The following is a 14,831-nucleotide window of genomic DNA, read 5'->3' on the forward strand; positions in this document are numbered from 1 at the left end:
TTCATGAGCTAAGATTAATGTGTTAATATGAAGCAGTATAAATTTAAAACCCTAAGTACTTGATAAAGCAGATAAGGATTTTAATAAACTTTTTATATTACTTTAAATTTTTGAGTTCGCCTCTCATTCTTTCCATAAATGGTTTAATCTCTTTGAAAGGTTTGCCCACTAATTTAGCGAAATAAGTATTGAATTTTTTACTAGCCTCTCGTGTTTTAGCTTTTTTCATCTTGAGTAATATTTCCACTTTTAAATTCTTTATTAGATTCCATAAAAGTTTTCATCATGCTTAATCTATTTTGTGCAAGATTATCTTTTTGTTCATCATTCAGATTATACTCTTTTGCTGCTGCTTCTACAAAATGATTATTTTGTTTTTGATGCCATTTTGATTGACCATATGTAGCAGAAAATGAAACTATTGCTATTAATACTAAAATGATTTTTTTCATCGTTTTTGTTTTAATTAAAATTTTCTATTTATAGTTTTCGCAGATAAATATTTGTCACAATAAACTTACTTTAAATTCTTGATTTCTTTTCGCATTCGATTAAAAAATGGTTCAACTTGATTGTAAGGCTTTCCAACCAATTTACAAAAAGAACTATTAAATTTTCTACTCGCAATTCGGTTCTCTTCTTTCCTTTCCTCATCAGTAATAAATTCTTCTTTAAACTCATAATTAGTGTCAATAAAAGCCTTTACCATTTCCATTCTCATTTCTTTTACTTCTTCCTTTTGTTCGCTATTCAAATTGAATTCTATAGCTGCTTGTTCAGCATAATAATTATTTTGTTTGATATGCCACTTGCTTTGTCCATATGTAGCTGTAAATGATATCACAGCTATAAATACTAAAATGATTTTTTTCATAATTCTAATTTTAAATCGTTAATATATATTTAATCTTAGTTGGTTATTTTATATCATTTTTTTTGCCAAATTCTAACATATTCAATTTCAAAATCCACAATACCATCTTCTTTTTGACCATCAGGACTATTCAATTCTAAATCTTCCAAACTATCAGGAACACCATGCCAAGGAAATGTTTCTTGATCTAACCAAATATGTATTGGACCATCCATAACCCAACCATTTGGTAAGTTTCTCTCTTTAGCGTAAGCATCAACTTGTTCTCTAGTTGCTCCAGTTTTATATTTACCATCAACATACAATTTCAAGCCATTTTCATTCCATTCTATACCATACACATGAAAATCGTCTGCAACTCTAAAACCATAATCTAAACGCTCTGTAAAAACTGTTTTTCCTTTACCTTCTCTACTCCAGTCGTGAATAGACCACCAAAGCTCACGATCTTTCCATTCTTTCCCTTTTTGACGATGATCTCCAAATTGCTCAAAAATATCGAGTTCGGTTTGACTTCCTGTTGCCCAAAACGCGCTAGTAATCTCAGCATCAGCTGCTTTACTTTTTATTTCCATATAGCCGTATTTGAAGTTTTTACGACCTATAAAACAAGCGGTAGTGATATTCTGAAATTTTTCTACTTTTTTATCTGGTCCCCAAGTTTGTTTATTATCATCTGCAAAAGGAAAATCAGGCTCCCAGCGTGTTTCTAAAATTAATTTACCATCTTCTAGACGATAGTTTCTACCCGAGAATTGAGATGGAGCTCTACCCTTCCAAACACGTTTGTTAGGGTAATCTGGGTCTTTATAAACAGGTTTTCCATTTTCAAACTTTCCAACAATATACCATCTGTCTTCATCTATAGTAGAGGCTTCAAACTCATCACTTGCTTCAGTATTTAAAACCCAATTCCCAGTATTATCTTGATCTGAAAAAGGATACACATTAGAGGTAGATTTAGCATTATTTTTTGTAGCTGATTGACTGCCACAACCTACATATAGTAGACTTACTGCTCCTAAAAGAAAACAAATAAGGATTAGTTTTTTAATTGAATTAATCATGTTAATTTTTATTGATAATTACTCTTCTTTTTGCCAAACTCTTAAATACTCAACTTCATAATCCACTGGTAAATCAGCCGCTGTAGGCAAACCCAACCAAGGGAATGTTTCAGAATCAAACCATATGTGATAAGGTACATCTGTAACCCAACGTTCATTATCTGCTCCGTTTTGGGTTAAGGCTGTTTTTAGTATTGTGCCATCTGGGTGTAATTTTCCGTTCACATACACTTTAACATAATCGGGGGTCCAATCAAAACCATAAACATTAAATCCTTTTGCTGTTTCATTCTCTATTTGGATGTTTCTAGAGTGTACTGGTCCTTTACCATCTGGTAAATAATAAGTGTTATTTGGATCCCAACTAATAATATTGAACTTTAGTCTTTTTCTCCATGAAGCATTACTTTTATGTCCTCCAAACATTTCAAACATGTCTAGTTCTGATCTTTGATTAGATGGTACATTTTTATCATTAGTAGTCCAAAACGAACTGGTTATTTGCGCATCTGCAGCTTTACTCTTAATTTCCATGTAACCGTATTTAAATACCTTTTTACTAATTATCGCTGCGGTTGTGATATTTTCAAACTTCTCTCCAGAACTATTAGTCTTAGGCGAAAAATTATAATTTGGCTCCCATTTAGTTTGAATTTTTAGTTTTCCATCTTCCAATCTTACGTTTTCTGTTGAAAATTGCGAAGGTGGTCTTCCTCGAAAATTTGATTGATATTCTCCATTTCTACCTTGAATAAGCCATTTAGATTCGTTTAAAGTCGCCGATTCAAACTCATCACTCATTTCAGCATTCAACTTCCACTTACCAACATTATCTTGGTCTGACAATGGAAGATTTGGGTCTATAGCTCCATCCTCAGGCTTTGGAACTATAATTTTAGGCTCTTCTTCCTCCATTTCTTCTTCAGGAGTATTGCTATTAGAACATCCAATTACACCTAGAAAAGCGAAACAAAAAACTAATAGTTTAGAAATATATTTAATATTACTTACAATCATAATTTTATTTTTTATAGACTATTTAAAACCCCACTATAATGCAGTTGAAACTCGTTTTTTAACCAAATAGTCTTCTAAAGCTAAGTGTGAACAATCATGACCAATACCACTATTTTTAAATCCTCCGTGAGGTAAATATATAGCGTATTTAACACCGTTTATTTGAATTTCACCAAACTCCAATTCTTCAGTAAATCTTGCTATTCTTTTATGGTCATTAGTGAATATGTAAGAAGCTAATCCAAATTCAGTATCATTAGCTAATTCTAAAACTTCATCATCAGTTTCAAAAGGCATAATACCTGCTACTGGGCCAAATGTTTCTTGGTTAAACACCGTCATGTCTTGGTTAACTCCAGATAATATGGTTGGCTCCATCCAATTTCCACCTTCTGGTAAATCTTCAGGAATTTTACCTCCAAATTCTAATTTTGCACCTTTACTTACAGCATCTTCAACAATTTCGAACATTCTATCTCTTGCTTCTCTAGATGCTAATGGTCCCATAAATACATCTTTATTTTCTTTAGTACCGAAACCAACTTTAAGCTCTGAAGCTCTTTTTACATAATCTTTTAAGAACTTATCATATATATTCTTGTGAACAAAAATTCTGTTTGCTGCAACACAGATTTGTCCTGTATTTCCAAATTTTAAACCAATTGCTAAATCTAAAGCAACATCTAAATCAGCATCTTCAAAAACAATGAAAGGTGCATTTCCGCCTAATTCCATTCCTAGTTTTTTAATAGAAGTTGTACTATCTGCAATAACTCTTTGTCCTGTTTGTGTAGAACCAATCATAGTTAGCACCGCAGGAATTTTACTAGTTGTCATTGGCGTAGCAACATCTCTACTAGAGCCAGCCAAAATATTTACAACACCAGCTGGGAAATTAATACTGTGCATAATCTCGCCAACCATATATGTTGATAATGGTGATAAAGTTGATGGCTTTATAATTAATGAGCACCCAGAAGCTAGTGCAGGTCCTATTTTATAACCTACATTTAATAATGGGAAATTCCATGCTAAATAGGCAACAGCAACACCAGCAGGTTGAGAAATCATTTTATGAGTATGTGTATTCTCGTAATCTGGAATTTGTTCCTCTCTTAAGTTTTGCATAGCATTTGGATACCACTCAAGAGCTTCCGTAAGTCTATCAATATCTTCTTGCGATCCTGCATAGGTTTTACCCATTTCATGAACCATTGCATTTCTTAACTCATCTTCTTTTTCAAGAATTGCATCTCTTAGCTTAAGCATCCATTTTGTTCTTTCTGTTAAAGAAAGATTTTTCCAATATTTAAAGCCTTTTTGTGAGGATAACAAAGCTTTTTCAGCATCTGCTTTTCCTGCCTTTGCGATTTGAGCAATAACTTCCCCTGTTGCAGGACAAACTACATCTTCTCTTTCTCCACTTTCTGCATCAACTAATTTACCATCAATATATAACTTCTTGTATCCGAAATTTTCTGTTTTCATTTTTTGTATTTATTTTAATAATACTCCATTAATTTCTTGTGTTGAAACCGCATAACTTCTTAATACATCTTCATCAACATCTATACCTAATCCGGGTCTATTTGGTACTTCTAACATACCGTCTACCATTTTAATAGATGGATAAGTCAATTTTTCTCTTAATCCATTTTCAGTTTGGTCGAATTCAATTAAAAAATCTGGCTGATACATTCTACCTGGAATTGATTCTATATTAGATATAAAATGTAACGCTACGTGAATACCTATTGATGTGCCCCAAGTATGCGGAATCAAATCCACTCCATTTGCACTTGCAAGAGCTCCAATTCGTTTTGCTTCAGTTAAACCTCCACTTGCACAAATATCTGGTTGCAAAATATCCACAGATTTGTTTTGAATTAATTGTTGAAATCCAAAACGTAAATATTCACATTCTCCACCAGAGATAGGAATTGTTGTTTTTTGTCTTAATTCATTATACTGTCCGTAAAACTCTGGAGATATTGGTTCTTCAAACCATTTAATATCATACTTTTCGATTTTTCTAGAAAGTTCTACTGCTTCTCTTAAAGTATACGCATGATTAGAATCTACCATTAAATCAATATCTGGACCAATTGCTTCTCTAATTAATTTAACATTTTTTACGTCCTCTTTAATACCTAAACCAACCTTCATCTTCATAGCTTTAAAGCCTTGAGAAACATAAAGTTTAGCCTCTTCTACAAATCCTTCAGAAAAATTATCATGGCTAGTAAAATACAGACCGGTTGCATAAGGTTTTATCTTATTTCTGTGAGCACCACCTAATAAAGTTGAAACTGGCAATCCTAAAATTTTACCCTTCAAATCCCAGATTGCAATATCTATTGCACTTACCGATGCCATTAAAATACCTCTTCTAGCAAAATCTAATGTTTTACGGTACATTTTATTCCAAATTACTTCATTTTCAAGAGGGTTTTCTCCAACAACAATTGGCTCTAAAAGCTTAATACCAGCCTCTAAAACTGTAGCAGGACCATAACCTTCTCCCCAACCATGTGTGCCATCTTCAGCAGTTACTTTTACAACGCAAATACATCTTTCTGAATATTCCCATTGAGAAAAGAAAAAACTTTGAGACAACTTATCTTTTAAAACAAACGTTTCTATTGACTTTATTTTCATCTGTTGTAATTTTATTGGTTAGAATATACAAGATACATAATAAAACTCTTTATGTGTCTTGAGAAATGTTGGTGCAATTGTGTTAAACCTTTTTTATTTCTTTATTCAATTATTACTCTCAAACATTTCGAACATCAAAGAACGCCAATAATAGCGCTTAGCAAATAATTTAATTTACCTTGTTCTTGCATTATTTTACCCTATTCAATAAAATATAAATTGTATGTTTTAAAACTGATAAGTAAAACTTGAATTCTGATGAGTAAAAACAAAAAAGCCTTCACATTTCTGCAAAGGCTTTACAATCTCTAAAAGTGGTCCCACATGGGCTCGAACCATGGACTTTCTGATTATGAGTCAGATACTCTAACCAACTGAGTTATAGGACCCGAAATTGGAGTGCAATATTACTACTATTTTTAATTGTTAGCAAGAAATTTTATTTCTTTATCTCCTGACACAACTCAATTAAAACACCATTGGACGATTTTGGATGCAAAAACGCTACCAACTTATTATCGGCACCTTTCTTTGGTGTTTCATTTATAACCTTAAAACCTTCTTTCTTTAAACGTTTTATTTCAGCTTTAATATCATCCACATCAAAAGCAATATGATGAATTCCTTCACCTTTTTTATCAATAAATTTTGCAATTGGACTGTCTTTTTTAGTAGCTTCTAGCAACTCAATTTTATTATCACCAACTTTAAAAAACGAGGTATTAACACCCTCACTTTTTACGGTTTCTATTTTATAGTGTGGTTCGCCAAAAAGTTTAGAAAATAAAGTATTAGAATCTTTTAAATTTTTTACGGCAATACCTATATGTTCAATTTTATTCATCTATAATCTTATTATCTAACCCAAAATCACTATCAAGATATGAAAATAGCACCCTAAAAGTAACATAATCTTTAAATATCCGTTATTTTTGCTGTATAAAACTTAATAATGAGTAACGTAGAGGAAAGTCAAAGACAAAAAAAGATAGGTTCGGTATTGCAACGTGATTTAGTTAATGTGTTACAAAACGCAGCAACGCAAGGTGGTATGCGAGGTATACTAATATCAGTATCTAAAGTTAGGGTAACTGTAGATTTATCGGTAGCCAAAGTCTATTTAAGTATTTTTCCTAACGATAAAGCCAAGGCGCTCATTGAAGGTATTAAAAGCAACACACCACTAATTCGTCACGAATTAGCACAACGTACCAAAAACCAATTACGCCGTATGCCAAATCTAGAATTCTTTGTTGACGATTCTTTAGAGTATATCGACAACATAGAAAAATCTTTAAAAGGTGAAGAAAACCCTATTGAAAATCCAGATTTACTAGATAAAAGAAAAAAATCATAATTGGATATTTCTCTATATATAGCCAAACGTTACCTGCGCTCTAAGAGCAGTAACAATGCTATTAATTTTATTACTATAATTGCGCTTATTGGTGTAATTTTAGGCTCAGCTTCCCTATTTATTGTACTCTCGGGTTTTGCTGGTTTAAAAGATTTTACATTACAGTTTTCTAGTATTGTAGATCCTGATTTAAAAGCCGAAACTACCATCGGAAAATCCTTTATTTTAACTCATCATCAACAAGAAAAACTCAACGCCATAGAAGGTGTTGCGATCTATTCTAAAATTATAGAAGAGCGTGTTGTGGTGCTTGCCGATGGTAAAAACTATTTAGCAAGCATTAAAGGTGTAGATAGTAATTTTAATAAAGTTAACACTGTAGATTCTATAATATCCCAAGGTAGTTGGTTAGCCCAAAAAAGCAATCAAATAGTATCAGGTTGGGGCGTAGCCCAAAATTTATCCTTTGGTGTTTTAGATTATGGTAAATCGGTAAATATTTACGTGCCAAAACCTGGAAAAGGACAAATAACTTCCACAAAAAATGCTTTTAACACAGTAAACGCTATAAACGTTGGTATTTTCGATATTAACGAAAAACTTAACGATACTTACGTTTATGCTCCCATAAGTTTAGCACAAGGGCTCTTAAATTATAAGTCAAATCAAATATCAGCTATAGAATTTAAACTGAAAAACAACACAGACGAAACTGTGATAAAATCAAAAATTCAAGATATTTTAGGTGACAAAATTATTCTAAAAAATCGCATACAACTCAACGATGCACTTTATAAAATGCTCAATAGCGAAAACCTACTCATATACCTTTTGCTTACATTAGTTTCGGCATTATTAATCTTTAACGTTATCGGGTCTATTATCATGATGATTTTAGAAAAAAAACAATCACTAAACACCTTATTTAATCTTGGTGTATCCGTAAAAAACATGCGAAAAATTTTCTTTTTACAGGGGTCGGCTATCACGCTAATAGGCTGTACCATTGGTTTGTTTTTAGGTTATGTAATCGTGCAAGTACAACAAACATTCGGTTTAGTTCCTATTACGCCGTCATTGGCTTACCCAGTAAGTTTAAAATTAGAAAACTTCATCATCGTGTTTTTAACCATTTCGGTTTTAGGTATTGTTTCCTCTAAAATAAGTGCGACTCGAGTTACTGAAAAGTTAGTTACAGGGTTTTAATTTTTTTGGACAATCCTATGCATTTGTTGTAATCTATTTGAAAACTATTTTATAAATGAAAGGTTTTAGATTTTTCCCTATACATATTTTAATAAAAGATTTATCTTTTTTGGTTTTCTATTGGTTACTTATTAAATATGTATTTACTGAAATTAATAATCCAAGTGTTACATCAGAATCAAGTCTTTGGGACATAATTTATGGTGCATTTTTTTACAATATGGCTACTTTAATCTTAAGTTTAATTTTATATTTCCCAATAGTCTATGGAATTAAAAAAATCAAATTAAATGTAAACTTTGAATTAATTTTAACGGGATTATTATTAACGTTAACAACACCAATATTCTATTTCTTTTTAAAGGATTGGAATCACAATGATTATTACGAATTAAAACCTGAATTAATTGCATGGGTTTTGTGTTTTATAGTGTCTGTTGGATTTTATTATTTAGTTAATAAACTAACTTTAAAAAGCACAGAATAAATGAAAAAGAAACGAAAGCGCATAAAGAAAATCCTAATTGGATTAACAATCTTAATTCTACTCTTTCTTCATTTTTATGCACCAAGATTCATTACCGAAATTAAAAATCCATTAATATCAGCTATTAAACAAAATAATTACGAAGCAAAAGTGTGTTTTAACAATAAAACATCGGAAGGAGAATACCTTATTTTTAATTCGTTTGATGGGACAGAGCTATCTTCTTACATAACTTTTTCTAATGCTGACAGCATAAAAGGAACTATACTATTGTTACATGGTATTAGGTCTACCAAAGAACACTTTATAGCTCTTTCTAGAAAACTATCAAAACTAGGTTATAATTCCGTCTCGCTAGATTCTAGAGCACACGGACAAAGCCAAGGCGCTCATTGTACATTTGGTGTTAAAGAGAAAAAAGACGTTTCCGCGTTAATAGATATTTTGTTAAAACAAAAAGGAATCAATGAAAATATTGGTGTTTGGGGACAATCTCTTGGAGGTGCTATTGGTCTGCAAGCCATGGGAAATGATTCTCGAATAAAATTTGGTATTATAGAAAGTACTTTTTCAGATTTTAGAACAATTACCAATGATTATTTTGAATACCATGCTGGTTTTAATGTAAAGCTTCTAACCAATTACTTAGTAAATAGAGCTGGTGCAATAGCCGATTTTGACCCAGAAGATGCAAAACCCATTAAGTATTGCGAAAAAATTAATCAACCTCTTCTTTTAGTGCATGGGAATAAAGATAAGAGGATTAGTATAAATTATGCATTACAAAACTTCGCAAAAATACCAAGCAAACAAAAAGAATTTATAGAAGTAAAAAACGCAAATCATCTTAATGTTTGGAAAGTTGGTGGGGATATCTATTTTAATCGTGTTGTAGAGTTTCTTTTAAAAGGTGCGTTATAATTTTGCTAGTGCTCGTTTGTAAAAATTACCCATACTAAACAATACTTACTCTTGACATCACATTGATACTTCCAAGTCATGTCGACGACAGGAGACATCACATTATTTATATAAGATTTCCCAACTGGTATAAGATTTCTCCTGTTGTGTCGAAATGACTTAAATAAATAAACCAGAATTTTTAGGCTTAAAATGAATAATGCGGATAAGTGCAAAAGCGATAGTAGCGGCATCCTTTTTTGTGCTAAACTATAAATATGTATTAAACTAGTCTTTTAAAAAATAGAAAGAACTTGATGAAATACTGAAACAAGTTCAGCACAAGAAAGATATAGCGGATAGCGCGGTGGCTTGCCATTTGCCAAAATAAAAAAATTACTCGGTAAACTGATATCCAGCAAATTTCTCCAAAACCTCATCAAAAGCTGCAAAAACATCTTCAGAATGGTCGCTAGTTACCATTTTCATACGGTATTCTTTAAAATGAGGAATCCCTTTAAAATAATTGGTATAATGGCGTCGGGTTTCAAAAACACCTAAAATTTCGCCCTTCCAATCAATGGACATTTGTAAGTGTCTGCGAGCAGCCTCTACACGTTCTTCCAGAGAAATTGGTGCTAAATGTTTACCTGTATTAAAAAAGTGTTTTACTTGTTTGAAAAACCACGGATTACCTATGCTTGCACGACCAATCATGGCACCATCCAATCCATAATCGTCACGCATTTCCATGGCGCGTTCAGGACTAGTTATATCGCCATTTCCAAATACAGGAATGTGCATGCGTGGATTATTTTTTACTTGTGCTATCGGTTTCCAATCGGCATCGCCTTTATACATTTGAGCTCGGGTACGCCCATGAATGGCAATGGCTTTACAGCCTACATCTTGCAAACGTTCTGCAACCTCAACAATTTTTATGGAATCGTGATCCCAACCTAAACGGGTTTTTACAGTAATGGGTAAATTGGTGCGTTTTACCATTTCGGCAGTTAGTTTTTCCATCAAACAGATATCTTTTAGAATACCCGCGCCTGCACCTTTACTTACTACTTTTTTTACGGGACATCCAAAATTGATGTCTATAATATCTGGTTTAGATTCTGCAACAATATCAATGGTTTGCAACATGCTATCCAGGTTTGCACCAAATATCTGGATGCCTACAGGTCGCTCTTTTTCATAAATATCTAGTTTCATGACGCTTTTTGCAGCGTTTCGGATTAAACCTTCACTAGATACAAACTCAGTATATACAACATCTGCACCTTGTTCCTTACACAAAGCTCTAAATGGCGGGTCGCTAACGTCTTCCATAGGCGCTAAAAGCAATGGAAAATCTGGAAGTTCTATGTTGTCTATTTTTACCAAAAAAGTATGTTTTTCAGGGCGCAAAGATACAAATAATTGTAACTCGCTATGATACCCATTTTATGCTATTCGTTTCAATATAAATTTTTACTTTTACTTTCAAAACCTCATCAATTGAACACAAAAGCTTTCCTTTCAACAGTATTCATCTTATTTTTTTCAACCCTGTTAATAGCACAAGACGTAAAACGCCAACGCCCAAAAGAGTGGGATGGCTTAGTAAATGGCGGTAGGTTTATGGATTTATTTAAACCTATGCCTATAATTGGTAAACTTACTTCTGATACATGGGGAGCTATAGGTGTTGTGCCTAGGTCTACACAAAATGGTTTGGAAGATAATGGATGGTCTTATTGGGGAGGCAATATGCTTCAAGATGGAGAAGGCATTTATCATTTATATGTTTGTCGCTGGCGCGAAGATGCTGAAAAAGGACATATGGCATGGCCAAAATCAGAAACTGTACATGCAGTTGCAAAGGATAAATTAGGTCCTTTTAAGGTTGCTGAAGTTGTTGGAAAAGGGCATAATCCCGAAGCTTACAGATTAAAAGATGGACGGCTTTTTTTATATGTAAACGGTGGCTATTACATCTCCAAAAACTACAATGGGCCATGGGAATATCACAAATTTGAATACGACCAACGCCAAAGACCCATCATGGATCATTTATCAAATTTCACGTTCGCACAACGCGAAGACGGTTCATATTTAATGGTTTGCAGAGGTGGTGGTATTTGGCTTAGTGAAACTGGATTGCCACCTTATTATCAAGTAAGTGAAAAAAGCGTATATCCTCCTTTTGAGGGAAAATATGAAGACCCAGTAGTTTGGCGTACCAACATTCAATACCATATGATTGTAAATGACTGGTTGGGTAGAATTGCTTATTATTTACGCTCTAAAGATGGCATTAATTGGAAATTAGACCCAGGTGAAGCTTATGCACCAGGCATCTCTAAATATGAAGATGGTACTTTGGTAGATTGGTATAAATACGAACGCATTAAAATGTTTCAAGATAAATACGGACGGGCAATTCAGGCAAATTTTGCAGTAGCTGACACTATTAAATGGGAAGACAAAAAAAGTGATAACCATAGCTCAAAAAATATTGGAATTCCTCTTGCAGTTGGGCGTTTATTATCAATTCAAAATAAAGAAAAAATTGATGCTAATACTAAATTTATTGATGTAAAAATTAAAGCTGAAGCTCGTTTTAATCCTCATAAAGACCTCAATTTAAAATCACTACGCTTTGGTGCTTCAGAAGAAGTGAACTTTGGAAAAGGCAGTAAAGTCCATAAAACGAAAAAGGATGGCGGCGACCTTATCATTACTTTTAAAGGTGCTGGAAATGGATTAACCAATGCCAATTTCGCAGGAAAACTATTAGGCAAAACAAAAAAAGGAAAACTACTTTTTGGCTATGCAAGATTACCTTGGTTGTCCTATAAGGAACAGGCATTATCTAGCAAATATGCTGAATTGTCTTTAGATGGTAAAAAATTGAAGATAGAACTTGAAGTTCAAAATTTTGGGCAAGTTGTATCACAACCTTCAGAACTAATTATTAGTTATCAAAAAGACAATAAATGGATTGAACTTGTAAAAGGTAAAGTACCAGAACTAAAACCTTTTGAAAAAACAATATTGACGTTTTTTGATAAAAAATTTGCTAATAGAGATGAAGCTGTAAATATTAGAGTAACGATTCTTCAAAAAAATCAAGAATCTTCAACACTAACTGGACCAATTATAATTAGATAATTATTGCTTTACAATTCTTTTGAAAACAGAAGTATTGTTTAAAAAATTAACCTTAATTAAATACATCCCAGAGTTTAATCTTGATAAGTCTACGCTTTTGTTTGTTCCTTGATACAAAAGAGTAGATTTAGTATCAAAAATCTCTATTGAAGCAACAGATTTACTTTTAATATTCAAGATACTCGTTACTGGATTAGGGTATAATACAACCTCAAGTTCATCTTTAAAAACTGGGTTAGATAATTCAATATCACTAGTTGAAAAAGCCATCAATTTTGCTGTATCTGTAAATGTAAATCCACCAGACATTACATTAAAAAACTCTGAAGTCATTAAATATCTATTGGCGCTAACATGAGTTATTGCTTCAATTTGTTCTTGCCCGATAGACAATTGCTCCTCTTGTACATTAGTCCCAGAAAAAACATCGTTTGCGTTAAAATCATAGCATTCCCAAACAAATGGTAATAATAATTGGTTATAACCCACTAAGTATAGTCTTCCAGTTAAGGCATTAAATGTTCCGTCTGTAATAAGCCCATCGCTATCTAAAGTTGTAGCTAACGGACTTACAGCATATGTTCCCGATGCTTTGGGAATTACATAACCTTTTGTAATCCCATCCACCCAATTTTTTGTAAACAGAATTAAATTATTTTCATCAAAAGAAATTAATGCTTCTGCATCCCAAATGGTATTGTTTGGGTTTGAAGTAAAATCGGTTTGGTCTGAATAATTAAATGCAATCGTTTCGGCAGTTATGTTTTCAGAATTGCTATAATCAGTTTTATTTATTTTGTAGATTTTTAAATCTGTTCTCGTACCATTATTGTTTCCTATATCTCCAATATATATGGAGGTGTTGTCTTGTGCTATAGCTTCCCAATCGGTATTTGTTGCATTGGTAATGGTAACAGTTCTTGTTACTAAACCAGAAATGGTATCTAGTTCGTACAATTTATTTTCGCCTCCAGAATCGGTATGCGTAATGAGTTTATTATTGAAGAAAATAGCACCAGAAGATTCATTTAAACTTGGAGGTAGCTGAAATTTTTCGGAGACATTAATTTGTCCGAAAGCATTACATAGTCCTAAAACAAAAAATAAAAGTGAAATTAAGCCTTTCATGAATCTTAATATTCTGAAAAGGTAAATGTACCATAAATCATTTATATTTATCAAAAATGAGCTTTTGCAAATTCCTTTTGAGCCTCAATTATTTGGCTACAACATAAATATCCATTTGGTTTTAGAATACCTCGCCTTTTTTGTGGCGTTCAGGTATTATGTTTTTTTAAGAAGAAAGAGTACCGATGTTATTACATCCATTAACAGACTTTCTATTATTCTTGGTGCTGCATTGGGTGCTTTAATTGGTTCCAGATTAATTGGTTTTTTAGAAAACCCAATGATTGAATTTTCACAAGAAAACATCATTCAGTTACTAAACACAAAAACCATTATGGGTGGTTTGTTTGGTGGTTTATTGGGTGTAGAATTTGCTAAAAAACGTATTGGCGAAACAGAATCTTCGGGTGATTTGTTTACGTTCCCTATCATTCTAGGGATTTTTATTGGTCGCATTGGCTGCTTTTTATCTGGTGTAAACGAATTTACTTATGGTAAAGAAACATCACTTTTTACAGGAATGGATTTGGGTGATGGAGTTTTGAGGCATCCCACATCACTTTACGAATTAGTATTTTTGATGCTATTGTTTTTTGGACTGAATTACATTAAGAATCATCGAAACTTAAAAAATGGCGACCTCTTTAAATGGTTTATGATATTGTACTTTGGATTTCGGTTTTTCATTGAATTTTTAAAGCCCAATGTTTTTTATGTGTTTGGATTAAGCACGATTCAAATATTATGCATAATTTGTCTGCTCTATTACAGAAAAACTTTAATATTTTATTCTAAATAAAACTACAGGAACTATGGAAAACATATCAATTATTCTATTATCTGCAGGGCTCTTTTTTATTATTACTCTTGTATGGTGGAAACTTACTAATGGATACGTTAAAAAAATACATGGTAAAAAGATGTTTAATCAATGGGGTGCTAGAATGTTTTACTGGACTGGTACCATAATGATTA

Annotated in this window: 15 protein-coding genes and 1 tRNA gene; 6 read left to right on the forward strand and 10 right to left on the reverse strand. The window is 32.5% G+C overall.

Translation table 11 applies throughout. The features are described from left to right. Positions 1–215: 215 nt before the first annotated feature. The 8 genes from AC0L5U_RS13750 to mce form a co-directional block, all read right to left on the reverse strand. Entirely contained in the window at positions 216–452 is a 237-nt protein-coding gene (locus AC0L5U_RS13750; RefSeq protein ID WP_473416988.1) for a hypothetical protein, read from the reverse strand. Between the two features lie 65 nt (positions 453–517). Continuing rightward, positions 518–874, reverse strand: coding sequence for a hypothetical protein (locus AC0L5U_RS13755; RefSeq protein ID WP_473416989.1), 357 nt, complete (start codon positions 872–874; stop codon positions 518–520). Between the two features lie 53 nt (positions 875–927). Next, positions 928–1,941, reverse strand: coding sequence for a family 16 glycosylhydrolase (locus AC0L5U_RS13760; protein ID WP_473416990.1), 1,014 nt, complete (start codon positions 1,939–1,941; stop codon positions 928–930). An 18-nt stretch (positions 1,942–1,959) separates the two neighbouring features. After that, positions 1,960–2,958, reverse strand: a complete 999-nt coding sequence (locus tag AC0L5U_RS13765) for a family 16 glycosylhydrolase (protein ID WP_473416991.1) — start codon at positions 2,956–2,958, stop codon at positions 1,960–1,962. Positions 2,959–2,991: 33 nt separating this feature from the next. Next, positions 2,992–4,446, reverse strand: a complete 1,455-nt coding sequence (locus AC0L5U_RS13770) for an NAD-dependent succinate-semialdehyde dehydrogenase (RefSeq protein WP_473416992.1) — start codon at positions 4,444–4,446, stop codon at positions 2,992–2,994. Positions 4,447–4,455: 9 nt separating this feature from the next. After that, positions 4,456–5,616 (reverse strand): mandelate racemase/muconate lactonizing enzyme family protein, encoded by a 1,161-nt coding sequence (locus AC0L5U_RS13775; RefSeq protein ID WP_473416993.1) that lies wholly within the window; start codon positions 5,614–5,616, stop codon positions 4,456–4,458. A 315-nt stretch (positions 5,617–5,931) separates the two neighbouring features. Further along, a tRNA-Ile gene (locus AC0L5U_RS13780) sits at positions 5,932–6,005 on the reverse strand. Between the two features lie 50 nt (positions 6,006–6,055). Then, positions 6,056–6,460 (reverse strand): methylmalonyl-CoA epimerase, encoded by a 405-nt coding sequence (mce, locus tag AC0L5U_RS13785; protein WP_473416995.1) that lies wholly within the window; start codon positions 6,458–6,460, stop codon positions 6,056–6,058. Between the two features lie 108 nt (positions 6,461–6,568). Between mce and rbfA the strand changes: the two genes are divergently transcribed. From rbfA to AC0L5U_RS13805, 4 genes are read left to right on the forward strand one after another with little or no spacing between them, the layout of a single operon-like run. Continuing rightward, the gene (rbfA, locus tag AC0L5U_RS13790; RefSeq protein ID WP_473416996.1) at positions 6,569–6,973 is read left to right on the forward strand and encodes a 30S ribosome-binding factor RbfA; all 405 of its coding nucleotides are present in this window, start codon (positions 6,569–6,571) and stop codon (positions 6,971–6,973) included. Then, the gene (locus AC0L5U_RS13795) at positions 6,974–8,179 is read left to right on the forward strand and encodes an ABC transporter permease (RefSeq protein ID WP_473416997.1); all 1,206 of its coding nucleotides are present in this window, start codon (positions 6,974–6,976) and stop codon (positions 8,177–8,179) included. 55 nt (positions 8,180–8,234) lie between these two features. Next, entirely contained in the window at positions 8,235–8,666 is a 432-nt protein-coding gene (locus AC0L5U_RS13800; RefSeq protein WP_473416998.1) for a hypothetical protein, read from the forward strand. Then, the gene (locus AC0L5U_RS13805) at positions 8,667–9,587 is read left to right on the forward strand and encodes an alpha/beta hydrolase (protein ID WP_473416999.1); all 921 of its coding nucleotides are present in this window, start codon (positions 8,667–8,669) and stop codon (positions 9,585–9,587) included. A 375-nt stretch (positions 9,588–9,962) separates the two neighbouring features. Here AC0L5U_RS13805 and dusB read toward each other — a convergent pair whose 3' ends face one another. Beyond that, positions 9,963–10,958, reverse strand: coding sequence for a tRNA dihydrouridine synthase DusB (gene dusB, locus AC0L5U_RS13810; RefSeq protein WP_473417000.1), 996 nt, complete (start codon positions 10,956–10,958; stop codon positions 9,963–9,965). Between the two features lie 114 nt (positions 10,959–11,072). Between dusB and AC0L5U_RS13815 the strand changes: the two genes are divergently transcribed. Next, entirely contained in the window at positions 11,073–12,728 is a 1,656-nt protein-coding gene (locus AC0L5U_RS13815; RefSeq protein WP_473417001.1) for a glycoside hydrolase family protein, read from the forward strand. Here the strand turns inward: AC0L5U_RS13815 and AC0L5U_RS13820 are convergent, their stop codons facing one another. Then, positions 12,729–13,856 (reverse strand): T9SS type A sorting domain-containing protein, encoded by a 1,128-nt coding sequence (locus tag AC0L5U_RS13820; RefSeq protein WP_473417002.1) that lies wholly within the window; start codon positions 13,854–13,856, stop codon positions 12,729–12,731. 64 nt (positions 13,857–13,920) lie between these two features. Between AC0L5U_RS13820 and AC0L5U_RS13825 the strand changes: the two genes are divergently transcribed. Beyond that, positions 13,921–14,655: a prolipoprotein diacylglyceryl transferase gene (locus AC0L5U_RS13825; protein WP_473417003.1), complete on the forward strand. Its 735-nt coding sequence runs from the start codon at positions 13,921–13,923 to the stop codon at positions 14,653–14,655. Positions 14,656–14,831: the final 176 nt, after the last annotated feature.

The sequence above is a fragment of the Jejuia sp. G7-7 genome (genome assembly GCF_055808955.1).

Excerpts from the sequence above, each read along its gene's own strand:
- AC0L5U_RS13750 (WP_473416988.1), bottom strand. The coding sequence starts at position 452 with ATGAAAAAAATCATTTTAGTATTAATAGCAATAGTTTCATTTTCTGCT.
- AC0L5U_RS13755 (WP_473416989.1), bottom strand. The coding sequence starts at position 874 with ATGAAAAAAATCATTTTAGTATTTATAGCTGTGATATCATTTACAGCT.
- AC0L5U_RS13760 (WP_473416990.1), bottom strand. The coding sequence starts at position 1,941 with ATGATTAATTCAATTAAAAAACTAATCCTTATTTGTTTTCTTTTAGGA.
- AC0L5U_RS13765 (WP_473416991.1), bottom strand. The coding sequence starts at position 2,958 with ATGATTGTAAGTAATATTAAATATATTTCTAAACTATTAGTTTTTTGT.
- AC0L5U_RS13770 (WP_473416992.1), bottom strand. The coding sequence starts at position 4,446 with ATGAAAACAGAAAATTTCGGATACAAGAAGTTATATATTGATGGTAAA.
- AC0L5U_RS13775 (WP_473416993.1), bottom strand. The coding sequence starts at position 5,616 with ATGAAAATAAAGTCAATAGAAACGTTTGTTTTAAAAGATAAGTTGTCT.
- mce (WP_473416995.1), bottom strand. The coding sequence starts at position 6,460 with ATGAATAAAATTGAACATATAGGTATTGCCGTAAAAAATTTAAAAGAT.
- rbfA (WP_473416996.1), top strand. The coding sequence starts at position 6,569 with ATGAGTAACGTAGAGGAAAGTCAAAGACAAAAAAAGATAGGTTCGGTA.
- AC0L5U_RS13800 (WP_473416998.1), top strand. The coding sequence starts at position 8,235 with ATGAAAGGTTTTAGATTTTTCCCTATACATATTTTAATAAAAGATTTA.
- AC0L5U_RS13805 (WP_473416999.1), top strand. The coding sequence starts at position 8,667 with ATGAAAAAGAAACGAAAGCGCATAAAGAAAATCCTAATTGGATTAACA.
- AC0L5U_RS13820 (WP_473417002.1), bottom strand. The coding sequence starts at position 13,856 with ATGAAAGGCTTAATTTCACTTTTATTTTTTGTTTTAGGACTATGTAAT.